This is a genomic window from Ruegeria sp. HKCCA5929, from assembly GCF_013034525.1.
Lineage (GTDB): Bacteria > Pseudomonadota > Alphaproteobacteria > Rhodobacterales > Rhodobacteraceae > Ruegeria.
The window spans coordinates 420,789-445,181 of record NZ_WQGE01000001.1 but is presented as its reverse complement, the minus strand read 5'-3'; the positions used below and the strand labels follow the sequence as shown (position 1 = coordinate 445,181).

At 56.4% G+C, this 24,393-nt stretch carries 21 protein-coding genes; 13 read left to right on the top strand and 8 right to left on the bottom strand.

All coding sequences use genetic code 11. The features are described 5' to 3' along the window. The first annotated feature begins 61 nt into the window (after positions 1 to 61). From GOV90_RS02150 to GOV90_RS02125, 6 genes are all read left to right on the top strand, one after another. A complete protein-coding gene (locus tag GOV90_RS02150; protein WP_171105233.1) occupies positions 62 to 1,039 on the top strand; it encodes a MoxR family ATPase in 978 nt (325 codons plus the stop codon). A 17-nt stretch (positions 1,040 to 1,056) separates the two neighbouring features. Continuing rightward, on the top strand, positions 1,057 to 2,004 hold the full coding sequence (locus GOV90_RS02145) for a DUF58 domain-containing protein (RefSeq protein ID WP_171172809.1): 948 nt from the start codon (positions 1,057 to 1,059) through the stop codon (positions 2,002 to 2,004). Then, a complete protein-coding gene (locus GOV90_RS02140) occupies positions 2,001 to 2,474 on the top strand; it encodes a DUF4381 domain-containing protein (protein WP_171089906.1) in 474 nt (157 codons plus the stop codon). Before GOV90_RS02145 ends, GOV90_RS02140 begins: the two co-directional genes overlap by 4 nt. Then, complete coding sequence (locus tag GOV90_RS02135) at positions 2,474 to 3,457, top strand: VWA domain-containing protein (RefSeq protein ID WP_171089904.1); 984 nt, start codon at positions 2,474 to 2,476, stop codon at positions 3,455 to 3,457. Before GOV90_RS02140 ends, GOV90_RS02135 begins: the two co-directional genes overlap by 1 nt. 80 nt (positions 3,458 to 3,537) lie before the next feature. After that, entirely contained in the window at positions 3,538 to 4,959 is a 1,422-nt protein-coding gene (locus tag GOV90_RS02130) for a VWA domain-containing protein (protein WP_253284716.1), read from the top strand. Further along, on the top strand, positions 4,956 to 6,179 hold the full coding sequence (locus tag GOV90_RS02125) for a BatD family protein (protein WP_171089900.1): 1,224 nt from the start codon (positions 4,956 to 4,958) through the stop codon (positions 6,177 to 6,179). Before GOV90_RS02130 ends, GOV90_RS02125 begins: the two co-directional genes overlap by 4 nt. 2 nt (positions 6,180 to 6,181) lie before the next feature. On the opposite strand, the gene GOV90_RS02120 is transcribed toward GOV90_RS02125, so the two are convergent. Continuing rightward, complete coding sequence (locus GOV90_RS02120) at positions 6,182 to 6,862, bottom strand: Crp/Fnr family transcriptional regulator (protein WP_171089897.1); 681 nt, start codon at positions 6,860 to 6,862, stop codon at positions 6,182 to 6,184. 199 nt (positions 6,863 to 7,061) lie between these two features. Here GOV90_RS02120 and GOV90_RS02115 point away from each other — a divergent pair, with 199 nt between their 5' ends. The 3 genes from GOV90_RS02115 (at position 7,062) to cls (ending at position 11,154) form a co-directional block, all read left to right on the top strand. Continuing rightward, a complete protein-coding gene (locus GOV90_RS02115; RefSeq protein ID WP_171089895.1) occupies positions 7,062 to 8,672 on the top strand; it encodes an arylsulfatase in 1,611 nt (536 codons plus the stop codon). A gap of 73 nt (positions 8,673 to 8,745) precedes the next feature. After that, positions 8,746 to 9,720: an HAD family phosphatase gene (locus tag GOV90_RS02110; RefSeq protein WP_171089893.1), complete on the top strand. Its 975-nt coding sequence runs from the start codon at positions 8,746 to 8,748 to the stop codon at positions 9,718 to 9,720. Between the two features lie 21 nt (positions 9,721 to 9,741). Further along, positions 9,742 to 11,154 (top strand): cardiolipin synthase, encoded by a 1,413-nt coding sequence (cls, locus tag GOV90_RS02105; protein ID WP_171089891.1) that lies wholly within the window; start codon positions 9,742 to 9,744, stop codon positions 11,152 to 11,154. Here the strand turns inward: cls and GOV90_RS02100 are convergent. Further along, positions 11,151 to 11,585, bottom strand: a complete 435-nt coding sequence (locus GOV90_RS02100; RefSeq protein ID WP_171089889.1) for an ion channel — start codon at positions 11,583 to 11,585, stop codon at positions 11,151 to 11,153. The two genes, cls and GOV90_RS02100, sit on opposite strands and share 4 nt — an antisense overlap. A 176-nt stretch (positions 11,586 to 11,761) precedes the next feature. On the opposite strand from GOV90_RS02100, the gene GOV90_RS02095 reads away from it, so the two are divergent. The 3 genes from GOV90_RS02095 to GOV90_RS02085 are packed head-to-tail and all read left to right on the top strand — an operon-like array spanning position 11,762 to position 15,850. Next, positions 11,762 to 12,409 (top strand): ABC transporter ATP-binding protein, encoded by a 648-nt coding sequence (locus GOV90_RS02095; protein ID WP_171089887.1) that lies wholly within the window; start codon positions 11,762 to 11,764, stop codon positions 12,407 to 12,409. Next, positions 12,406 to 14,820 carry an FtsX-like permease family protein gene (locus GOV90_RS02090; RefSeq protein WP_171089885.1) on the top strand — a complete coding sequence of 805 codons (2,415 nt, stop codon included), beginning with the start codon at positions 12,406 to 12,408 and terminating at the stop codon, positions 14,818 to 14,820. The genes GOV90_RS02095 and GOV90_RS02090 overlap by 4 nt, the downstream gene beginning before the upstream one ends. Next, entirely contained in the window at positions 14,810 to 15,850 is a 1,041-nt protein-coding gene (locus GOV90_RS02085) for a lipocalin-like domain-containing protein (protein ID WP_171089883.1), read from the top strand. The genes GOV90_RS02090 and GOV90_RS02085 overlap by 11 nt, the downstream gene beginning before the upstream one ends. Before the next feature lie 14 nt (positions 15,851 to 15,864). Here the strand turns inward: GOV90_RS02085 and GOV90_RS02080 are convergent, their stop codons facing one another. The 3 genes from GOV90_RS02080 to GOV90_RS02070 all read right to left on the bottom strand — a co-directional run bounded on the left by GOV90_RS02080 (position 15,865) and on the right by GOV90_RS02070 (position 19,969). Next, entirely contained in the window at positions 15,865 to 16,296 is a 432-nt protein-coding gene (locus tag GOV90_RS02080; protein ID WP_171089880.1) for a universal stress protein, read from the bottom strand. Further along, positions 16,293 to 18,902: a TRAP transporter permease gene (locus GOV90_RS02075; protein ID WP_171089878.1), complete on the bottom strand. Its 2,610-nt coding sequence runs from the start codon at positions 18,900 to 18,902 to the stop codon at positions 16,293 to 16,295. Before GOV90_RS02075 ends, GOV90_RS02080 begins: the two co-directional genes overlap by 4 nt. Before the next feature lie 98 nt (positions 18,903 to 19,000). Then, on the bottom strand, positions 19,001 to 19,969 hold the full coding sequence (locus GOV90_RS02070; protein WP_171089876.1) for a TAXI family TRAP transporter solute-binding subunit: 969 nt from the start codon (positions 19,967 to 19,969) through the stop codon (positions 19,001 to 19,003). Between the two features lie 397 nt (positions 19,970 to 20,366). On the opposite strand from GOV90_RS02070, the gene GOV90_RS02065 reads away from it, so the two are divergent. After that, positions 20,367 to 20,714: a hypothetical protein gene (locus GOV90_RS02065; RefSeq protein ID WP_171089874.1), complete on the top strand. Its 348-nt coding sequence runs from the start codon at positions 20,367 to 20,369 to the stop codon at positions 20,712 to 20,714. Between the two features lie 160 nt (positions 20,715 to 20,874). Here GOV90_RS02065 and GOV90_RS02060 read toward each other — a convergent pair whose 3' ends face one another. The 3 genes from GOV90_RS02060 to GOV90_RS02050 all read right to left on the bottom strand — a co-directional run bounded on the left by GOV90_RS02060 (position 20,875) and on the right by GOV90_RS02050 (position 24,390). Beyond that, positions 20,875 to 21,756, bottom strand: coding sequence for a fructose bisphosphate aldolase (locus GOV90_RS02060; RefSeq protein ID WP_171089872.1), 882 nt, complete (start codon positions 21,754 to 21,756; stop codon positions 20,875 to 20,877). 73 nt (positions 21,757 to 21,829) lie between these two features. Then, positions 21,830 to 23,179, bottom strand: coding sequence for a cytochrome P450 (locus GOV90_RS02055; RefSeq protein ID WP_171089870.1), 1,350 nt, complete (start codon positions 23,177 to 23,179; stop codon positions 21,830 to 21,832). Further along, complete coding sequence (locus GOV90_RS02050; RefSeq protein ID WP_171089863.1) at positions 23,176 to 24,390, bottom strand: hypothetical protein; 1,215 nt, start codon at positions 24,388 to 24,390, stop codon at positions 23,176 to 23,178. Before GOV90_RS02050 ends, GOV90_RS02055 begins: the two co-directional genes overlap by 4 nt. Between the last annotated feature and the right edge of the window lie 3 nt (positions 24,391 to 24,393).

The window sequence follows — 24,393 nt, the reverse complement described above, 5'->3', positions numbered from 1 at the left end:
CAGCCTTTTTTGAACAACCACGTTGCTAACGCCGAATGTGGACGCCGATTGGACCCGCTAAATGAATGCACTTAATCAGATAAATGATCTCAAGGCCCGCATGGGGCAATCCATCATCGGACAAACAGACGTAATCGACCGCTTGTTGATCGGGATGTTGGCCAACGGCAATTTGCTGATCGAAGGACTGCCCGGTTTGGCCAAAACCCGCGCGGTAAAGGCGATGGCCCGTAATCTGGACGCCAGTTTCAGCCGCATCCAGTTCACGCCCGACCTTTTGCCCTCGGACGTCACTGGCACCGAGGTCTTTCAGCAAACCGACGATGGCGGAACCTTCCGGTTCGAGCCTGGCCCGATCTTTGCCAATATCGTTCTTGCGGACGAGATCAACCGCGCACCCGCCAAGGTTCAGGCAGCGCTGCTTGAGGCAATGGAAGAGCGGCAGGTAACCATCTCAGGTTCCACACATAAAATGGAACCGTTGTTCATCGTGATGGCAACGCAGAACCCGATCGAACAAGAGGGTACCTACCCCTTGCCGGAAGCGCAGATGGACCGGTTCCTGATGCATGTCCAAATCACTTACCCCCCGGTCGAAGACGAAGTTGAAGTAATCCGACTAGTACGCGGAGAAGAGATTGCCGCAGGCCAAGGCGGGGCCAAGGATGCGCCGCCGACGATCCCGCAGGACGCCGTATTTGCCGCACGCGCCGAGATCGGGCAGATCCACGTTTCTGATGCGATGGACCGTTATATGGCCGATCTGGTGCAAGCCACACGGACCCCCGGTGCGCTGAGCGAGGAATTGGCCAGTTGGATAGACATCGGCGCTAGCCCGCGCGCTTCGCTGGCACTGGACAAATGTGGACGCGCCCATGCCTGGATGAACCAGCGTGATTATGTAGACCCAGCCGACGTACGCGCCATCGCCCATGACGTATTCCGACATCGCATCACCCTAAGCTTCGAGGCGCAAGGCAGCGCGAAATCCGCCGATGATGTGATATCGGAAATCCTGCAGCTTGTTGCGCTGCCCTGATAGCTAAGGAACGCCGCGTGTCCCAGACCGCCGCATATCCCGACGACCCGCGCATCCATGTGGATTCGGACCACCTGCTACGGTTGGGGCCAAAGTCGCGCGCGATCAGCCTTTTGCCACGTCAACCCGCCCGTTCCATCCTCAACGGACGGCACGCTTCGCGCTTGCGCGGGCGCGGTTTGAACTTTGAAGAGCTGCGCAACTATCTGCCCGGCGATGACATTCGAACCATCGATTGGAAAGTCACGGCTCGCACAGGAAAGCCGCACGTTAGGGTTTATACCGAAGAACGCGACCGCCCGGCCCTTTTGCTGGTCGACCAGCGCGTTTCGATGTTTTTTGGCACACAAGTGTATATGAAGTCCGTGATCGCGGCCGAGGCTGCGGCGATTTCCGCCCACAGAGTGTTGGGCCAAGGCGACCGGGTCGGAGGGCTCGTCTTTGGCGACACTGATCTGGCGGAACATCGCCCGCAACGGCGACCTGCCGCGCTAACGCGTTTTTTGTCATCACTGGGCGCGCTGAACAGTAGTTTGCGCGCCTCGCAGCGCGACGATGCGACCGTGACTTTGAACGCCGTGCTGAAACAGGCCGCCCGCATTGCGCATACCAACACACTGATTTGCGTCTTTTCGGATTTCGACGGGTTGGACGACAGTTCCGAGATTTTGGTGCGTGAACTTGCCGCTTCTAATGATTTAATTTTATTCAATATTTCAGACCCAAGCTCTCACGAGTTGGTTCCCAACCTCAGGCTGACTGTTTCGGATGGAGACAACCAGATCGAATTGAACAGCGCGGACACAGGTTTGTCGGACCGTATCCGTCATGCGATGGAAGATCGGCTGTCTCAGTTGCAAACTTGGTCACGCCGCTATGGCTTCCCCATCGTGCCATTGACGACGGGGGAACCAACCCTCGACCAACTGCTGAGGCTATTTGGCCATGCCGGAGGCCGCAGATGAGTGTAGACGTCGAAGGCAAATCACTGGTCGATCTGCTGGACATGCTTGAGCCCGCTCCTGCACCGGACCCGGTTTCCATGGTGCCGCAGACTTGGGGATGGGTCGTTCTTGGCGTTCTTGTTGCGGGGTTGATCGTTTTTAGTGTTCTTGCATATCTTCGCCATCGACGGATGAATGCCTATCGGCGCGAGGCGCTGACTGAACTGGCGGTGGCAAAAGACAATCCCGCGAAGATCGCCGAGATCATGCGCCGCACAGCACTTGTTGCCTTTCCACGTAGTCAGGTTGCTTCCCTTCATGGAGACGAGTGGGTCAGATTTCTGACGCAAACTTCTGACCATACGCATTTTTCTGATGTAGAGGCTCGCGTTCTTACGGCGGCGCCCTACACCACCATGCCAGCCAGTCCCGAACTGACGAAGCTAGCACAGCAATGGATCAGGTCCCACAAACGCGAAAGGAAAGCGTAATGTTTTCTTTTGCCGCGCCTTGGGTTTTCGTCCTGCTGCCGCTTCCCGCTTTGGTGTACTGGCTTGCCCCGCCTCACCGCGAGAAAAGCAGCTCGATCCGCATTCCTTTCTTCCGCCATGTTGCAAAGGCCGCTGGTGTCGAGCCCCGATCAGGGTCCGTCATCCCGCGCCGTGCGGCCTTTCAGACGGGAACCGTCGTTGTGATCTGGTGCCTTCTGATTTTTGCTATGGCCCGGCCTGAAAAGTTGGGAGAACCGGTCGTTGTTGAAAAGTCAGCTCGAGACGTGGTTCTGGCTTTGGACATCTCGGGTTCAATGGACCAGAGGGATTTCACCTCGTCAGACGGCGCGCCAACTCAACGCCTTGCTGCGGTCAAGGACGTATTGCGCCAGTTTATTGCGGAGCGACAAGGCGACCGGATGGCCTTGATCATCTTTGGCACCCGCGCCTTTGTGCAAGCCCCGTTTACCGAAGACCTCAACAGTTTGAACGGCTTTCTGGACCAAACTCAGGTCGGCATGGCCGGACCAAACACGGCTCTTGGGGATGCCATAGGACTGGGTATCCGCACCTTTGAATCCAGCGAGGTTGACCAACGTCTGATGATCGTCCTGAGCGACGGCGCTGACACCTCTAGCCGCATGACACCGGTCAATGCGGCGGCTATTGCAGCGGAAGAAGGCGTTGTCATCTATACGGTCGGCGTTGGCGACCCAGACGCGTCGGGCGAGGATCGCGTCGACCTGGATGCGCTAAAGGATATCGCAGACAGAACAGGTGGAGCGTATTTCTTTGCCAATGATCAGGATGCGCTGGCCGAAACATACGCCCGCATTGATGAGCTCAACCCAAGAATTGTGGAAACGCAAAGCTATCGACCACGAGAAAGCCTTGCGCATTATCCACTTGGATTGGTCGTTGTGTTGATGCTGATGACATTGTCTGTCCAGCACGTCGCCCGACAGCGCAAAGGTGCTGCATGACTGGCGCTTTAGCGGATTTCCATTTTATTCGAGCGGTTTGGCTCCTGCTCCTCATACCGATTGCAGTTCTATGGTGGCTGATGCGCCCCAAGCCCAAACCTCGTGTTCAAGAGGTGTCCGGGATTGCACCGCACCTTGCTGCTGCACTTGAGTTGGGGGCTGACAATGCGAGACGCCTCTATCCAATTGACGTTGCGATGATTGCGGCGATTCTGGTCACACTGGCTGCTGCGGGGCCAACATGGTCACGGGCACCCAACCCGCTGGTTGCGGACACCGCTCCATTGGTGATCGCCCTGAAGGTGACCGACAGTATGGAAGAACCAGACTTGGCCCCGTCTCGTCTGGATCGCGCCAAGTTCAAAGTCACCGATCTGATCAATGCGCGCGTGGGTGCCCGAACTGCCTTGATAGCGTATGCCGGCACCCCGCATCGCGTCGCACCTTTGACCGAAGACGCCAATATCCTGCGCCCGCTGCTAGAGGGCCTCAACCCCGCCGTTATGCCAAAACAGGGGGATGCAGCCGCGAATGCGCTGACGCTGGCCGAGACGATCCTGAACGATAGCGAAACGCCCGGAGCCGTCCTGTTCGTGTTGGACGACCTCGACCCCTCGCAACTGTCGGATTTCGAGACCGCCACCGTGCCAGTGTTCTTTCTGACAATGCTGCCAAATGGTCAAAGCATCGCGCAACTCGACGGCTTGAAAGGGACAACTGTGGTTCCGTTCTCGAGCGATGATCGGGATATCAACCGCTTACAACGTCAAATTCAATCGGCTTACACAGCCGCACTGGATGATGAAGACCGCCTAGACTGGCAAGACAAAGGATGGTTGCTGGCCTGGCCAGCCGCCTTTCTGTCATTGCTTTGGTTTCGCAGAGGTTGGGTGATCCGGTTGATACTGCTCACCTTTTGCATTTGGTCCCCGTCTGGCCCGGCTTATGCCGATGGCTGGCGGGATTGGTTCTTGACCCCGGACCAACAGGGCCAAATCGCGATGAACCAAAAGCGCTATGCAGAAGCGGCCGAGTTGTTTCAGGACCCGTATCAGGAAGGCTATGCACGACTAAAGGCCGGGCAATACCCTGAAGCTGCTGCGATCTTTGCCGAGCTGGATACGCCCGAAGCCGCGTTTTCCGAAGGTATGGCGCGCATACGAAACCGCGAGTATCGTCCGGCCATCGCGTCCTTTGAAGTCGCATTGGAACGCCGGCCGGATTGGCCAGAAGCTCAGCATAACCTCGAGGTCTCGAAAGCGATCCTCGACTATGTTGAAACTACGCGCGAACAGTCTGATACAGGTGAAGAAGCCGGGATCGGGGCTGATGACACGGTCTTTGACAACGACGCAGGGCGTGGTGAACAGACGACAATTCAGGCTCCGAAAGACGGATCGCAGGCCATGTCCGCTGATCAATGGATCAGCACGATTGATACCGACATGCAGGACTTTCTTCGCAACCGGTTCCTGTTAGAAAATCAGGAGCATAAGCAATGAGATACCTCGCCCTTCTTATGCTTCTAATCCCGACTGAACTGTTCGCCCAGACCGGCGTCCAGCCGCAGGTGTCCGCCGAAACACCTACGGAACCCGTTATCGTTGGGCAACCCGCAATTGTGCGCATCAAGGTGCTAGTGCCAACTTTCATGCCCTCGCCTCCGGTGTTCCCGTCGCTTGAGCAAGAGAACCTGTTGGTGCGCCTGCCGGAACGTGCTTCGGGACCAGTGAGTGAAACCGTCGAAGGTGAAACCTGGTCCGGCGTTCAACGCAGTAATCGCCTCTATCCTCTGAGCGCCGGAGAAATTGCGTTTGGTGCGCAGGACGTCGTAGTCACCTTTGCCGACCCCGAAACAAATGCGCCGGTTCAGGTCAGCGTGCCCTTGCCGGACTTGACCCTAAACGCCGTGGTCCCAGAGGGCGCACGCGACCTGGATCCGCTTATCATCGCAACCGGTCTTACGGTAGATCAGCAGATCGATGGGGACACAAATATGGAGAATGGTGGATCAATCACGCGCCGCCTGACCGCCAAGATCTCTGGAACAACGCCGTTTCTGGTGCCCGAATTGATCCCCGGCAACCCGGACCCGCTGCTGCGAGCCTATCCTAAAGAGCCACGCTTTACTGAAAATGAGGACCGGGGCGTTCTGTCCGGGCAGCGTGTGGACGAGGTCGTCTACCTTGCGCAGGACGGCGGCCAGACGCAGCTGCCTCCGATCTCGATTCGCTGGTACAATCTGGACAGCAACCAGGTCGAAACCATCGACATTGCCCCGGTCGACTTGACACTGGCCCGACCGCAATGGCAACCGCCGGACGCGGAAACCATACTAAGGTTCGCAGTTTGGTTGGTGGCTTTTTCGCTGTTCTTATGGCTTACCATCCGTTTCCTGCGCCCGCGCATCGACCGCTGGCGCCAGCTTCGTCGGGATGCGTTCCTGGCTTCGCCAGACTATGCGTTGAGTGAACTAAAGAAATCATTACAAAATCATGATATTGTAGCGGCTTACACAGCTTTGGAAATGTGGAAGTCCCGCAGCGGTATGGTCAGTCAAACCACCAGTTTGGACCAGCACCTCGCCCAGATTGGAGCCGCCAGATACTCGGCGCACCCCGACACCAAGACCGAGGATTGGGCCGCGGCGTTGTCGGCGCTCGCGTCACTGAAGCAATCCGCGCAATCGCCAGCGAACCCGTTACCGCCGCTCAACCCCTGAGCTCAGCACTGACATGAGGCAATCAACTGCCGTCGGTCCTTCAGGCGCACACGCCCATACCCAAGCTCGATCAGCCCCAAATCCGCGAGACGATGCAAGTTGCGATGTAACGTCGGTTGGGACACAGCCACCATTGCTGCCAGTTCATCCTGGGATATCACGATCCACCCATCGGATTTCGCGGTCCCCTCGTCCAAGTGCAACAGACGCAGAACAAGACGCTTTTCCGTTCCTGTCACGGCAAGATTGGCCATAATACGCAAAGCAGTTTGCATGTTTTCATGCGACAAGGCGTAAAAATCACGGATGTAATCGGGATTGTCGTCGACCAGCCTGTCCAACCGCGACGACGGGAAAAACAGCGTTCGCGTGGTTTGAGTGGCAACGACGCTCACCAGCCTGTTGGCGTCGGCAAACAGTGCCAGATCACCGATCCAGAACCCACCGCCTTGCCTGTGCACTACGAATTCCTGACCGTCGTCAGCAGGAGCCGTGATCTGAACCGCGCCATCCAGGACCGCATAAACCCCATTGGCCAAATCCCCGTACAGATAAAGCGCTTCGTCCGCTTTGAAGTTTTTTTCTGTCCCGCAGGCCAGCAGGTCCGCCTGAAACCGCGCCCCACGCGCACCAAACCAGCCACGGCCCAACAATCGCTTTCTATCACGCGGATTATCAAACATTAGTATTCTTCAATCTCATCATATGATAGGTTCCAAGACATTGTCATAGCCTAAGGTAAGGCTATTCGATTCTCGACGTAATGCGAATTTTTCCTTTCGGGAATCAATACCTTGTTGGCCGATCTGATAAAATAATGATCGCCTTCAATTACTTTTACTTCAACGGGTCATTAAGACCCGGTCAGTTCAGGAGCAAACTATGTCACCACCTCGTTCGATTACAGAAAGTTGGCGCAGCACGATACGCAAAGTCGCGGTAGCTTCGGTCGCTGTTGCACTGGCCCTGCCCGCGTGGGCGCAGGATCAAAAGCCCAACATCCTGGTTATCTGGGGTGACGATATCGGTCAGTCCAACATCTCGGCCTACACGATGGGCCTGATGGGCTACCAGACGCCGAACATCGACCGCGTTGCGAAAGAAGGCATGATCTTCACAGATTATTACGGCGAGCAGTCCTGCACCGCCGGTCGGTCGTCGTACATCATGGGTCAGTCGGTGTTCCGCACAGGTCTGTCGAAAGTGGGTTTGCCCGGTGCTGATCTGGGTATGCAAGTCGAAGATCCAACAATTGCGGGCCTGTTGAAGGACCACGGTTACGTTACCGGTCAGTTCGGCAAGAACCACCTTGGCGACAAAGATGAGCATCTGCCGACAAACCATGGTTTTGATGAGTTTTTCGGGAACTTGTATCACCTGAATGCGGAAGAAGAGCCGGAAAACGAAGACTATCCCGGCGATCAGGTTCTGGCCGATGGCCGCACGTTCCGCGAAGCGTATGGTCCGCGTGGCGTGATCAAGTCCAAGGCGGACGGCACGATCGAGGACACTGGTCCGCTGACCCGCAAGCGCATGGAAACGGTGGATGATGAAACTGTTGCTGCCGCAATCGACTTCATCAAGCGTGCGCATGAGCAGGGTCAACCCTTCTATGTCTGGTGGAACGGAACGCGCATGCACTTCCGCACCCATGTCAAAGATGAAATGCGCCAACAGGCCAACGAAATCTTTGGTGGCGTTGCCGACGAGTACACAGCCGGCATGATCGAACACGACATGCATGTTGGACAACTGCTTGATCTGTTGGACGAACTTGGCATTGCCGACAATACCATCGTTCACTACTCGACCGATAACGGCCCGCACATGAACACATGGCCGGATGCCGCGGCCACACCGTTCTGGGGTGAGAAAAACACAAACTGGGAAGGCGGCTGGCGCGTTCCTTCAATGGTCCGTTGGCCCGGTCAGATCGAAGCCGGATCGGTTACGAACGAGATCGTGCACCATATGGACTGGCTGCCGACCTATCTGGCGGTTGCTGGCGATCCCGACATCAAGGAAAAGCTGAAAGCGGGTTATAGCTCGTCCGGCATGGGGCGTGACTACAAAGTGCATCTGGATGGCTACAACATCCTGCCCCTGTTGACCGGTGAGACGACTGAAAGCCCGCGCGCCGAGATCTTCTATTTCTCGGATGACGGCGACCTGACAGCGCTGCGCTACGACGACTGGAAGCTGATCTTCCTTGAGCAGAAAGCTTGGGCAACGCTGCGCGCATGGATCGAACCCTGGACCGAGTTGCGCATCCCGCTGATCGTGAACCTGCGACGTGACCCGTATGAGCGCGCTTATCGCACGTCCAACACCTATTATGACTGGCTGCTGGATCGCGCGTATTTCCTGGTACCGGCACAGCAATATGTGGGCAATTTCCTCGCAACCTTCGAGGAATTCCCACCGCGCCAGAAAGCCGCAAGCTTCAACCTGGATCAGGTTATGGAAAAGCTGACGACACCGACAAACAACTAAGTTGCGTGTAAATCCAAACCGGGCCGCCACTTCAATGGCGGCCCTTTTTTTCTTGAAATTAAACGAGCAATTCATGCGACACTTAGTTCTCAGCGCAGTTCTTGCCTGCGCCCCGCTATCACTGCTTGCCGACCCGCTGCCCAGTTGGACCAACAGTCATGCCAAAGACCAGATTGTGGCCTTTGTCGACGGCGTGACCAGCCAAGACAGTCCCAACTATGTTACCCCATCGGACCGAATAGCTGTCTTCGACAACGATGGAACGCTTTGGGCGGAACAGCCCGTTTATTTCCAGTTCATATTTGCCATGGACCGCCTTGCAGAAATGGCAGAACAAGATCCGTCGATCCTGACAACACCCGTACTGGAAGCCGCCGCCAAAGGAGATTTGGCAACGGTATTACAAGGCGGCCATGACGCGTTGATTGAAGTCGTGAACACCACGCATTCCGGTGACAGCGTTGAAGAGTTCCAGGCTGCTGTGGCCGATTGGTTGGCGACAGAGCGTCATCCCGATACCGATCTTCCTTACGACCAGATGACTTATCAGCCGATGGTCGAACTTTTGCGTTATTTGCGGGATGAAGGGTTCACCACGTACATTGTCTCGGGCGGCGGCCTGCATTTCATGCGTGTGTTCGCCGAAGAAGCCTATGGCATTCCGCCCAATCAGGTTTTGGGAACATATGGCAACACAAGCTATGAGGTGATTGATGGCACGCCAACGATCGTCAAGGCGCCGGGTATCGCGTTCATCGATGACAAAGAAGGCAAACCCATCAACATCGAACGAACAATCGGCAAGCGCCCGATTCTGGCCGGCGGAAACTCGGACGGTGATTTTGCGATGATGCAGTGGGTCACCGCCGGTGACGGTCCCAGATTGGGCGTACTGATTCATCACACGGATGCTGACCGCGAATGGGCCTATGACCGCGAAAGCGCCATTGGAAAGCTGGCAGACGGGCTGGACAAAGGCCCCGAGATGGGTTGGGTCATTGTGGATATGGCGCAGGATTGGACTCGGGTCTACACTGGGGCAAACTGACAAACCCGGAGCCTTAACCCTATGTGGACATTGCTTGTTTCTGCCGTCGTCTTTGCCCTCTATGCGACGGCAGCAGTGTTCGTGGTGCGCGCGGCGCAAACAGCGCGGACCCCTCAAGGCGCCGTAGGCTGGGTTGTGTTTTTGGTCTCGGCCCCTTTTATCGCAGTGCCCGCCTACCTGTTTCTGGGCCACCATCGCTTTCGCGGATACCGCATCGCACGTCAGGAAAGCGAACGCGTTGTCGAAGGCATCAAAACCTTCGCCGACTTTTCAAAACCCGATCCCGCGCGCATGTCGATTAACCCGCGTCCGTTCGAAGTTTTGGCGCATTTGCCGGTCTCACGCGGGAACGGGGCCGAGCTACTAATCGATGGGCAGGCCACATTTGACGCAATCTTCGACGCCATCGATGTGGCCAAAAGCTATATCCTGATACAATTCTACATCGTGCGCGCTGACGCGTTGGGCCTGCAGCTGCAGGAAAAGCTGATTGCTGCGGCCAAGCGAGGGGTGCGCGTCCGTTTCATGGCCGACGCGGTGGGCAGTTACGGCCTCCCCTCGGATTATCTTGAGGCACTTCAGGAGGCCGGGATTGACGTGGCTAATCCGAAGGATCAGCGCGGCCCCAATTTCCGATTTCAACTCAACTATCGAAACCATCGCAAAACCGTTGTCATCGATGGGGAAACCGGGTTCATTGGCGGTCACAACGTTGGCGTGGAATATCTGGGGCAGGACAAGCATTTCGGTCATTGGCGCGACACGCATCTGAAGATGACCGGCCATATCGTGCGCCAATTGCAATTGATTTTCACCGAAGACTGGCACTGGGCCCGGGACGAAGATCTGATTGACGAGTTGGATTGGGCGGGCTCCGAAGCCGAGCAAGACATGAACGCCTTGTTAGTTGCCACCGGCCCCGGTGACGAAACGGAAACCGGTGCGATGATGTTCTTTGCCGCCATTGCTGCAGCTAAGGAAAGGCTCTGGATTGCTTCACCTTATTTTGTACCGGATATCGACGTGATGACCGCTCTGCAACACGCGGCAATGCGCGGGGTGGATGTGCGCATTCTGGTGCCCGATATGATCGACCACCGCCTGCCCTGGCTGGCCGCATTCGCCTATTTTGACGAGGCCCGCGACTGCGGCGCGCGTATCTTTCGCTATACCGACGGTTTCATGCATCAAAAGGCGTTTGTCGTCGACGATGCGCTGGCGGCGGTTGGCACAACCAATCTGGACAATCGCTCATTCCGGCTGAATTTCGAAGCTATGGCGCTGTTTTTCGATACCCAAGCTGCGAACCGGGTCGCCGAGATGCTGCAAGCAGATTTCGAAAACAGTTACGAGTTGACACGCACCCTCGCCCAGCAGCCGGCGCATATTCGTTTTGGTGCTCCTCTGGCGCGGTTGTTCGCTCCGATCCTTTAAGAAAAGAACCTGTCGTTTAACACGCGTGTCATCAGCGCCACCATATAGGCGGTGGACAAGCCAAAGGTCAAAAGACCGGCAACCGAAGCAAAAGACCCAAAGATGCGCAGCGCCTCACCCAGAACGATGTCGCCATAACCCAGTGTCGTAAACGTCACGAGTGAGAAATAGACGGCCGAGTTCCAGGTCGGAAGTACATCCAGTAACACCCAGACAATGGCCCAAAGCCAGACCTGTATTGTGTGTGTTGCAACAATGAAAACCAAGGCCACCGCAATCGGAATGGCAACAGCCATGAAGTTGCTTTTCACCGTCAACTTCGGCTCGAGCTTTAGAAGGACCAAAGTGCACCAGGTCAACAGAATTATCTCGACCAAAAAGCAAAGGCCCAAAAAAGTACTGCCCCACATGATCTGGTGCAACAAGGTCATGTAATGTCATCCTGATTTGCAAAGGAAACGCGTCCGCACAGAATGGACTGTGCTGCGGTTGCGCACAAGACCACCAGACGTCATTTGCACCTGCGGCGAAACGCTCCGTTGGTCGGTCTGGACTGGACATGGATAAAAACTGTTGCACATCTTGCGGAACAAAAGCGGGGCGAGCCATGGTGTTGACCGTAGACAAGGTGCAGAAATCCTATCCCGGCGGGCGTCCGGTGCTGCGCGATGTATCTCTGGTTCTGGATCAAGGGCAAACTTTGGCCCTGACCGGTGAAAGCGGCAGCGGCAAAAGCACCCTGCTGAACCTTGCCGCAGCCCTGGACAGCTTTGACGGGGGCGAGATCATATTGGGGGATACACGTCTGTCCACGCTGGATGATGCAGGACGGGCAGCACTGCGCCGGAATCATGTGTCGTTGGTGTTTCAACAATTCAATTTGATCCCGTCCCTGACGGTTGCTCAAAACTTGTCCTTTCACGCGCGTCTTGCCGGTGTCGAAGATACTGCTTGGAACAGCCATTTGGCGGAACGACTGGGCCTGTCAGACTTGCAGGACCGTTACCCCGAGAACCTGTCGGGCGGTCAGCAACAAAGGGTTGCCATTGGGCGCGCCATGGCCGCGCGTCCCAAGCTGCTGCTGGCTGATGAACCGACCGGCAATCTGGACGAAACCGCCAGCGCAACCGTACTGGACCTGATGTTGTCTCTTGTCGCTGATACCAAAGCGGCACTGCTTCTGGTGACCCATTCCCAACAAATCGCCGCGCGACTGGACCGTCAAGTCACGCTCAGCGGCGGGCGGATTCAATGACATGGTCCGTCATTCAGGCCCTGATGTCCCATTGGCGGGTGCATCGATTGCAGTTAGCGACCTTGCTGATCGGCATCGCTTTGGCCACCGGTTTGTGGTCGGCTGTACAAGCCATCAACGCCGAAGCGCGTGCAAGCTATGCGCGGGCCAACGCTCAATTGGCCATCGGCCAATTTGACGAGCTTCGAGACCCGTCGGGACCGATTTCAGTCTCTCGTTATGTCGACCTGCGCCGTGCTGGCTGGCAGGTTGCAGCCGTTCTGGAAGGCCCATACCGTATCGGCGGGCGAACCTTGCGCCTGATGGGCGTGGATATGGTTGCCTACCCGGCCCTGCCTGCAGTGACTGAAGCAGAACAGAGCGCAGCACCGCCCGAGCCTGTGGACATGTTGACTTCTCCGGGCCGTGTTCTTGTATCACCCGAGCTAGAGGTGCTGCTGCGTGATCAAGACAACCTGCCTCCCATTCTGACCACCACAGCCCTTCCCTCGGACGTCATTCTGACCGACATCGGCGTGGCCGAGCGCCTGTTGAACCAAACAGGCGTCATCTCGCGGCTTGTCATACTGCCGAACCAACCGCGCGACCTGCCCCCTCTCAATCAGGTCGCACCTGAACTGGACCGCATCAGCCCCTCAGCGCAAGTCGATACCGCTCAGTTGACCGACAGCTTTCATTTGAACTTGTCGGCGTTTGGACTTCTGTCCTTTGCCGTTGGGCTGTTCATCGTCAATGGCACTGTTGGTCTGGCCTTTGCACAGCGACGCGGCATGATCCGCACCTTGCGTGCTTTGGGTGTGTCTATGAGCCGGCTGGTTTGGCTGGTACTGACCGAATTAACACTGTTGGCCCTGATCGGAGGCAGTCTTGGATTGCTGTTGGGCTTCTTTCTGGCCGGAGCGTTGCTGCCTGATGTCGCCGCAACTTTGCGTGGGCTCTATGGCGCGCCTGTGACCGGACAACTGACGCTGCAACCTCAGTGGGTTGTCGCTGGAATCGCCATGGCAGTATTCGGAACCCTGCTGGCCAGCGGTCACGCATTGTGGCGCTTGTCCAACATGCCTTTGCTCGAAGGACCGGGCGTGCAGGCGTGGCAAAGCAATTCCCGCGCGCGCCACATCGCCGGAGCAATCGGTCTGATCCTGATTGTCGGAGGATCGCTGGCCTATGTCAGCATTGGAGGGCTTGTTGCAGGTTTCACTTTATTGGCCGGATTGCTGACAGGTGCGGCCTTGCTGTTGCCATCGCTTCTGGCCATGGCTCTGTCTGTACTGGCGCGTACGGCGCGCGGTCCTGTTGCGCAATGGGTCTGGGCGGACCTACGGGCGCAATTGCCTGGCCTGTCTTTGGCCCTGATGGCCCTGTTACTGGCCTTGGCGGCAAATATCGGCGTGGGAACAATGGTTTCCAGCTTCAGGTTAACCTTTATCGGCTGGCTGGATCAACGGCTGACGGCCGAGTTGTACGTGACTGCGCGTGATGAAGATCAGGCACGCGAGATGATCATTTGGCTGCGCCCTCAGGTCGATGCCATTTTGCCGATCCGCAGCGTAGAACTGCCCCATGAAACCGGCCCTTTATTCATATACGGCGTGGTGGATGATACCGTGTACCGGCAACACTGGCCCTTGATTGCCTCAACCGCCACCGTTTGGGATGACGTGATGGCCGGAGACGCGGTGCTTATCAACGAACAATTGGCGCGCCGCGCGTCCTTGTGGCCCGGTGCCCAGCTACAACTTGCCCAGAACCACGTTTTGCCGATCGCGGGGGTCTATTCCGACTATGGCAATCCAACGGGTCAAGCCATCGTTTCAATGGCGCAACTGGATCGTATCGTACCGGGGGCCGAGATGCGGAGGTTTGGTATCCGCATGCCACCGGAAGACGCGACTACGATGGCACAAACCCTGCGCGCCCAATTTGACCTGCCGCCGCGCGCAGTGGTTCAGCAAGCGGCCATGAAGGCGCAATCACTGGCGATCTTTGAGAAGACCTTTGTTGTGACATCGGCGCTGAACGTTCTGACCCTTGGCGTGGCGGGATTCGCCATCCTGACCAGCCTGTTGACGCTGTGGACACAACGCCTGCCGCAAATCGCCCCTGTTTGGGCGCTGGGGCTGAACCGGGCGCAACTGGCACGGCTGGAGCTTTTGCGCAGCGTGTTGCTGGCTGCACTGACGGCAGTCCTTGCGTTGCCGCTAGGACTGATCCTGGCATGGGTTCTGCTGGCAGTGATCAACGTACAGGCCTTCGGTTGGCGGCTTCCCATGTTCGTCTTCCCATGGGACTGGCTGTTGCTGTTTCTGTTGACGCTTCTGGCGGCCATAATCGCAGCAGCCCTGCCCGCGTTGCGGATGCTGCGCCTGCCCCCTGCCGACTTGCTGAGAGTGTTCGCCAATGAACGTTAGAACCCTTTTCCTCTGCCTGATCATCATTTTCCCACTTCCATTGTGGGCACAGGGCTATGCAGGTTTGGGCGGATCAGCCGAGGGCTTTGATGTTCCCGAAGAAGGATATGCGTTCGATTTCCCCAAGGATCATGGGCCCCATCCGGCTTACCGGATCGAATGGTGGTATCTGACGGCCAACCTCAAGGGTGAAGATGGGCGCGACTATGGTGTTCAGTGGACCCTGTTCCGATCTGCTCTGAAGCCCTTTGAAACCGCCGGTTGGCAAAGCCCGCAAATCTGGATGGGTCACGCGGCGACAACAACGCCTGACACGCATTACTTCGCTGAGCGTCTTTCGCGTGGCGGGATTGGTCAGGCAGGCGTAACCGCTGAACCCTTTGAGGCTTGGATCGACGAATGGCGCATGGCCGGTCCTGATTTCGACACTCTGACCCTGACGGCCAACGGAGAGGATTTCAGCTATGATCTGTCGCTGACCGCTCAGGGACCATTGGTGTTTCACGGCGATGCAGGGTATTCGGTCAAATCTGCGGATGGTCAGGCTAGCTTTTATTACTCGCAGCCTTTTTACGCGGTTGAAGGTGTTCTTCGACTGCCAGACGGCGATGTGCACGTCACAGGCCAGGGTTGGTTGGACCGTGAATGGTCGTCGCAGCCGCTTGCTGCGGATCAAAGTGGATGGGATTGGTTTTCCCTCAGCTTCGAGGGCGGCGACAAGATGATGGCTTTTCGGTTGCGTGGGGGGCGCGGCGACTTCACCTCGGCCACTTGGATCAATGCCGACGGCAGTACCGAGGCTATCCCTAACGGAACCGTCCAAATGACGCCGCTGGCCACGCATCAGATCGCGGGGCGCGAGGTTCCAACACATTGGCGCGTTGCCTTACCGGATCGGGGTGTTGAAGTTGACGTTTCGGCCATCACACCCGAAGCATGGATGGGAACCCGCTTTGAGTATTGGGAAGGCCCTGTCACCGTAACCGGAAGCCATGAAGGCATCGGATACCTTGAGATGACAGGGTATTGATCCCTAATGTCTGATCACCGCACGACGTAAACAGAAACCGAAGAATGCCGCACAACGCGTGATGCGTTGGGACCCAGCAGGTAATCCTTGAAATCCGGCTTATGCGCACCGATTACGATCAAATCGGACCCGGCGCTTTCAGCGGTTTTCAGGATTTCCTGATAGGCCGTTCCTGTCGCCACAACATGGCGGATACTCTCATTTCTCTCTGACCCCAGTGCTTTGACACACAGCGATGTCAGAGTGGCCTGCGCCTCTTCAAATGCCTTGTCGTGGAAGTCGGGCTCAAAGAACCCCGACACCCAACTTTCACCAAAATCCGGCAGCACGGTCACAACATCCAGCTGCGCTCCTTCCAAATCCGCAAGAGCGGCCGCCTTTTGCAGAACCGGCACATCAATCTCACCATTGCTGATATCAATGGCGCATAGAACTGAACGTGTCATGCAAGCACCTCTCGTCTGGCGGCCCGGCCGCGTTGCAAAAGTGCGATGAGGCCAAGAAGAACCATCGCAGGGATATAGACCAACTGCTTGGGCGGCTGACTGGACGGCAGGCTGACCGAGGTCAGGCTTACGGCCTCATCCCCGTAATAATCGAAGATATCCAGATCGCCCGAAAGCGGTGTTCCTGGGAACGGTTCGTCCAGTTTAACAACGCCGTCTTCAGGGATCAGGATCAGCCCCAACGCCTCGACCCGCGCTGCGCCGCCGTCTTCCGAACCCACCGTGGCCACAACAGTTGTATCGGTCATTTCAAGCGTGTCGAAGTCTGGCCCGGACACAACAAGCCGCATCTCTGTTCCGGGTGGAACCTGACCGATTGTCTCTTCAAACGCAGCAGGTTCAACCGTCTGGAACGGAGGCGAAATGCGGTCCATGAAGAAGTCCGGCCTGAACAAGGCAAAGGCCACAAAGATCAGCGCGATGCTTTCATAAATCCGACTGTGGGTCAGGAAATACCCCATTGTACCGGCAGTAAAGACCAGAATGGCTATGGTGGCGAATATGGCGACGATTATGCCTTCGACCCATGTCACATCAATCAACAACAGGTCGGTGTTGAAGATGAACACAAACGGCAACGCCACAGTGCGCAGGCTGTAGAAGAACGCCGTGAAGCCGGTTTTGATCGCGTCCCCACCCGAGACAGCAGCGGCAGCGAAGCTAGCCAGACCCACAGGCGGTGTCACATCCGCCATGATGCCGAAGTAGAAGACAAACAGGTGGACGGCAATCAGCGGCACGATCAAGCCGCTTTGCGCGCCCAGTTCGACCACAACGCCTGCCATCAGCGAGCTGACAACGATATAGTTCGCCGTGGTCGGCAGGCCCATACCTAGGATCAGGCTGAGGATACCGACCATGATCAGCATCAGGATTAGGTTGCCACCCGAGAGGAACTCGACCAGATCGGCCATCACCTGTCCTACACCGGTCAGCGTCACCGTACCCACGATCACGCCCGCCGTGGCTGTGGCCAAAGCGATCCCGATCATGTTCCGCGCCCCGTCGATCAGGCCCTGCCACAGGTCAGCGACACCGTCGATAAAGCGATTGTACACATCGCTTTCGCCGCGGAAGAATGCCTTGAGCGGTTTTTGCGTCAGCAGGATCACGAACAGCAACGCGGTTGCCCAAAAGGCTGACAAACCAGGAGATTTCTGTTCGATCATCAGGAAGTAGACAAGCACGATAATCGGCAACAGATAGTGCAGACCTGCCTTGTAGATGTCCGCAATGACCGGCAGCGTGACCTCTTTGGCGTTTGGATCGTCGGGCTCAAGATCCGGCACCTGAGCGGCCAGATAAAGCAACACGACATAGATCGCGCAAACGATCAGGCTAAGGATCAATCCAGCCGCCGAAGGTGCCCAACTTGTCACCGCATCCACCGGGAATTGCGAGCTATAGCACAGACCGGCAAATACCACGAAGAAAGACAACATCCCAACAACGGTCCGCGCCAAATGTACATCCCGGTCGCCCAGGGTCGGCATGTTCCGCTTAACCGCTTCAAGATGGACGATATAGACCAGCGCGATGTAGGAAATCGCAGCAGGCAGGAAGGCGTGGGTGATGACCTCGACATATGAGATGCCCACATATTCCACCATCAGGAAGGCCGCAGCGCCCATAACCGGTGGCATGATCTGGCCATTCACCGAAGACGCAACCTCGACCGAACCCGCCTGTTCGCTGGAAAAGCCCACGCGTTTCATCAACGGAATGGTGAAGGTGCCGGTGGTTACAACATTGGCAATCGACGAACCCGAGATCAGGCCGGTCGCGGCCGAACCCACAACGGCAGCCTTCGCAGGACCGCCACGCAGATGGCCAAGCGCACCGAAGGCCATTTTGATGAAATAGTTCCCTGCCCCGGCCTTATCCAACAAGGCGCCAAACAGAACGAACAGGAAGACGAATTTCGTGGAAACGCCAAGAGCGATGCCAAACACACCTTCTGACGTGATCCACATATGGCTCATCGCCTTTTTCAGGCTCGCGCCTTTCCAACGGATCACTTCGGGCACCCACTCGGATGAACCGAAGAAGACATAAGCCAAAAAAATCGTCGCGATAATCGCCATGGCCGGGCCAAGCGCGCGGCGCGCGGCCTCGAACAACAGTAGCAGGCCGCCCAATGCGATCCACTTGTCCGTGTCATCGGCCAAACCGCCTGCATTGACGATCTTGTCATAGAAGAAATAACCGTAAAGCGCGACAAACGCGCCCAGAATACCCATGATCCAGTCCTGAATCGGGATATAGTTCCGAGGGCTGGACTTCAGCGCCGGATAAGCCGCAAAGGCCAGAAACATCGCAAAAGCCAGATGGAATTGGCGCGAGTTGTTCACAACGCTTCCGGGAAGGACATAGTTCGAGATTGGCGAGGCCAGAACAACCTGAAAAATCGACCAGATTGCAGCCACGATGGCCAGAAAAATCCCGACGTTGCCGACCGGGTTGCGCCCGCCGGCGTCGGAAGACGCAACCAGATCCTGAAGCTCTTCTTCGGATAGCGGGCGATTGGATTGTGTGTCGGAACTCATAAAATGTCTCCCCGTCACGGCCTTTTTCGGCCTTTTGGAACCCCGTTTGACACGGGTTGTGTGCAGGGCGCCCGAAGGCACCCTGCGTCAGGTCTGGCTTACTGAATCCAGCCTTTTTCTTTGTAGTACTTTTCAGCACCCGGATGCAGCGGTGCCGACAGGCCGTCCGCGATCATCTCTTCGGGCTTCAGGTTGGCAAATGCAGGGTGCAGCTTTTTGAAGTCATCGAAGTTCTCGAAGACCGAGCTGACAACCGCATAGACCGCATCTTCCGATACGTCCGCTGACGTCACAAAGGTTGCGCCCACACCAAAGGTCGACGTGTCGCCGTCCGATCCACGGTACATGCCACCGGGAATGGTTGCGGTGCGGTAGAACGAGTTATCGTTGACCAGTTTGTCTACGGCTTCGCCGCTGACATTCACCAGAACCGAGTCACATGCGGTGGTGGCTTCTTGAATCGAACCCGAAGGGTGACCGACGGTGTAAACCATCGCATCGATCTGGTTGTCGCACAGTGCAGCCGACTGTTCAGCCGCCTTCAGTTCGGTCGCCAGTTCGAAATCGCCCGTGGTCCAGCCCATTTCACCCAGCAGAACCTCCATGGTGCCGCGCTGACCGGAACCGGGGTTGCCGATGTTGACGCGCTTGCCTTTCAGGTCCTCAAAATTGGTGATGCCGGAATCTGCGCGGGCCACAACGGTGAACGGCTCGGGGTGAACCGAGAAGACTGCACGCAGGTTTTCGAACGGGCCAGCCTCTTCGAACTTCGAGGTGCCGTTATAGGCATGGTACTGCCAGTCGGACTGTGCCACACCAAACTCCAGTTCGCCTTCGCGAATGGTGTTGATGTTGTAGACCGAACCACCGGTCGATTCGACCGAGCAGCGCACGCCATGTTCCTTACGGCCTTTGTTCACCAGACGGCAGATCGCGCCTCCTGTCGGGTAATACACGCCGGTTACGCCACCGGTGCCGATTGTGATGAACTCTTCCGCATACGCGGCTGGTGCCATCATGGCCGCCGTCACAAACGCGCCAAGGCTCAGTTTGCTGCTGTTTTTCATGTTTTAACTCCCAATTTTTTATCTGGCAGTTGGAACCCAAATGGGTCGGCCTGCTCTGGGAAGCGTGCCGATAATACAATCCGGCCCGTCCCGCAACAGGTACAACTCTTTGAATTTTCCAATTTCTCCCAACCCTTGTGAGGTTTCATTCAGAGACGCTGATTGTCAAGGCCGCCGCCCGGTCTGACCGCCTCAAACCGCATATATGAGCTTGAATTGCGAAGTTTCCCCATCAGCGCAATGCGCGCTGACCCGGTATCTCCAACGACACTTAAAGTTCAAACATACGCCTCATTCCTGGCGCAAATGGAAGGCACCTGCTCGTCAGGTTCGGATGTAATGATTGCCCATATTGCCGGACCCAGCGAACAGAAAACCCCCAACTTTGGACTTCAAAATGGCAAAGAAATACCTCTGCGTGCTCGCGGTTGCGGCTGCGGCAGCAACCCCTGTTTTGGCAAATAACGCTCTGAAACAAGATGATTTTTCAGTTGAATGTGTATCAGATGTGGACGGCAGCAACGTAACTTTGAAACGGTCAGGCGGTTCGGACAAAGGCCATCTTTCCACAGGCGACCTTGAAGGCGAAGCCGCAATTTATCCTGTCGGAGAATCAATGACGTTTTTGCTGATGCAGGACGGGCAGGTCGTCACGTTTGTCGTGAACTATGACAGCTTGAAATACGACATGATGGTCAAAGGCGCGGTTCAAAAATTTGACCGGGGCACGTGTCCGGTATCCTGAGGAGCCCAACACGAGATAGCTTCCGCCAAATGGCGCTATTTCGGCGTTAAAACTGAACGCTCAGCTTTGCGGAATTTTGAAATCGAATACCGGATTTAAGCCGAGCGATCAGAAAAAAGAAGCGGCGCATGCACGCCGCTTCTTTTGTTTTATCAGCGACTTAAGCAGAAGCCTTAAAGATCTTTTCAATGTTGCTGCCCAGGGCGGCATTGAACTCGGCATCAGATTGCTGTTTCGACAGACCTTCGGTCAGCGCACGCGAAAACGACGCGATCATCTTGCCGTTCTGGCCCAGCAAATCACACGCCTGCTCAGTCGAATACCCACCTGACAAGGCAACCACGCGCACCACGCGCGGGTGATCGGCCAATTCATCATAAAGATTTGCCGTGCTGGGGATCGTCAGTTTCAGCATGATGTCCTGCCCCTCGGCCAACTGGTCCAGGTTTTTCAGGATTTCAGCCTTCAGGATGTCTTCCGCCTCGGCCTTGGTTTCCGAGTTGATGTTAACTTCGGGCTCGACAATCGGAACCATGCCTGCGGCAACGACCTCGCGGGCCACATCGAACTGCTGCACCACAACGGCAGCGATGCCTTCGGCGTTGGCTTCATGAATCACCGAACGTTCCTTGGTGCCAAACACACCCGCTGCCTTGGCCAGCGTTTCGGCCAGACCCGGGATCGGTTTCATCATCTGGACGCCATTCGCGGTCTCTTCCAGACCTTTGTCGATTTTCAGGAACGGAACGATGCCTTTGACCGACCATAGGTAATCCGCAACCTTGCGGCCGTCGATATCTTCACCCAGCGTGCGTTCGAACAAGATCGCACCGATCACTTTATCCTTGGTGAAGTCGTCCGCCAGAATGATCCGCGCGCGCATGTTCTGGATTTCGCCAAACATCTCTTCTTCCGAGGCGTAATCCGACGCGTCCACCCCATACAGCGCCAGCGCCTTGGGGGTCGATCCACCGCTTTGATCCAGTGCGGCGATAAAGCCTGCTCCGTTGGACATCTGTGCGCGCTGTTCTGCTTTCGACATAATGATTTCCCGTTCAAGAATGATTCCGATTTCATTCCTCGCATACAGCACGGTGATGGACGATGGTAGTTTGTTAGCGCTCAACCAACCTCAACCATATCCCGTCCTTGGACCGAACGGTCAGATGCGCCACCGGAACCGGCGTTTTTCCGGGGATTGTTTCGAATTTGAATTGACGCAACAGCACCGACAGGATCAGGGGGCCCTCAACCATCGCAAACCCCGCCCCCGTGCACACTCTTGGTCCGGCGGAGAACGGAATGTAGGCATTGCGCTGACATGTTTTGCCGTTCTCTGTCTTCCAGCGCGAGGGATCGAACCCGTCGGGATTGTCCCAAAGCCTTTCTTGCCGATGCAGGTGCCACGGGCTGACGACAATTTGTGCACCCTTCGGAACCTCTCGATCGCGAAACTGTTCAGGACATTGCGTTTCCCGAACCATCATTGGCACCGGTGGATAAAGTCGCAACGCCTCGCGAAATACATCCCTGGCGACGTTCAGCCTGGACATGGTCGTAAAGGACGGGTCCGGATATGCCTGTGCCTCTTCGGCGACTTTCTCTTGCCAGTCGGGGTACAGCGCCAGCAGATAAAGCGTCCAGGCCAGAGCCGAAGCGCTGGTTTCATGGCCCGCCAGAAAGAAGATCGCGACCTGATCAATCATCTCGTCGGTTTCAAAACACTTCCCAGTGGCGGGATCGGGTGTTGTCATGATTTTTGTGGCCAGATCCTTTGGTGCCGTCCCATCAGCAATGGCCGCAGCGCGAACCGCTGTAAGTTTCTGGATCAAACGCCTGATATCACGCGCATTCCGCCGCGTGTCGCCGGCATGTAGACGAGGAACCCAACGAGGCAGGGGCAAAAAGGCTGCAAGGTTCAAAAGCGGTTGCCGCCTTTGATAGGCGCGGAATTTTTGGAACACTTCGGCTGCGATTTCATTTTCGATAGGCACCGAAAAAAGTGTTCTGAAAATGACATCTGCGGCGACATGGCTGGTGATTTCTTCAACTTCAATCTCCATTCCAACACTGGAGCACAGCCGATCCGCGCAGGCTTGTGACGCGTCTCGCATCGCCGGAAACGTATCTTTCAACCGCCCGCCTTCGAACGCTGGATCAATGATACGACGTTGTCGCTTCCATGCCTCACCGTTTGTCAGAAATACAGACTCACCCAAAAGCGGCCGCAAACCTTCGCTGATCCGGTTGGATTTCGGGAAATCTTCGGGCCTCTTTTTCAAAACCAGATCAACCAGTTCCGGCTGATTGATCATGTAAGATCTAAAGAACGGCGTTCGAAATTCCGCCATCCACGCGCGATAGAGCCGTTGGGGCTGTGCCGAAAGCAGGTCTTTCCGAAACAGTCTCAGATACTGCCACAGCGAAACTTTGTCTGGGCGTGGGGTCGGTTTTGGCGGGATCATGCGTGAACCGTAGTGTATTTTGAAACGGGCTGATCAATACGTGACGGTGAAGGCGCCCGCCCGGCAAATCGTGCAGCCAAGGTTTGGGGGCCCGCGGTGATCCGAAAATAATCGTATGCACCCGGACGGTCAAAGGCGCAGAGATACTGAAAATGCAGTTTGAAGAACCGCCAACGATCGGCCTTCCAGCGCTCAGGTGACAGTGTTTGAGTAAACGCTGCCGACAAAACCAGAGGCCACTTCTTATCAGGGCTGCCCACACCGCTGACTGCAACCGGGTCGCATAGCGCAAAGGCGCAGCCATCGCCGGGGGCGGTAAAATCGACCCATGCCACAGTGGGTTGCTTGGATAGAAACTGCAAATCCGCGCGTAGACGGTGTGCGTTTGGCAGGAAGGAAACCATGGGAACCACCTGCCCCAAAGTCAGAAACGACAAAACCGGTCCTTGGTCAGACACATCACTATCACGGATCAGATCGGCCAGCACCGACACACCCAGATGCGCGCCCGAGCTGTGACCGATCACCAAAACCTCGTCCACCTCTTCAGTCAAAGCGTCTTTGATCAGGTCTTGGAATGTGTCCAATCGCGACTGCAACTGCCGCGGAGTTTCCCCCTTTAACTGCGCGGAATATGCGTAGTCATGCATCAGGTAATAGGCAAACAGCCGGTTGTCGATTGTGCGAAACCAACGTAACACCGCATAAGCCAGAATACCCGCCGGAACCAAAGCCCACAGCCCAACCATTGGGACTAGCAGTTTCGCCGTCGCCCACGCAAACAGCAGCGCGACCAGCAATTGTAAAAGCAACATGCCAACCGGATAGAGTGCAGCAATCACCGGCCCTTTTCTCAGCCCCATCAACCGACGCAGAGTACCCGTTGAGATGTAGGTCCAAGCGGTTCGCGCCAGTTGCAGATAGGTGGACAGGATCGATCCCGTCATGCTGTCCCGCACGATATCCGACCAGACCAGCACATCGACATCCGTGTGCACCCGTTCGCCATCCTGAAGCGATGTGACATGCCAGCCAAAGACGTCAGCTCGCGGCTTGGCTGACACGGAAATCTCATAGCCGGAAATCTCAGCCTGGGCCTGTGACTCAGACCGATACAGCTCCCGGTATCGTCTGGGCGGAAACGGATCATAACCGGGAATGTAAAACACCCGACGTTTGCGCACCTGAGGCTGATTTGTCTGACTGCTCATGCC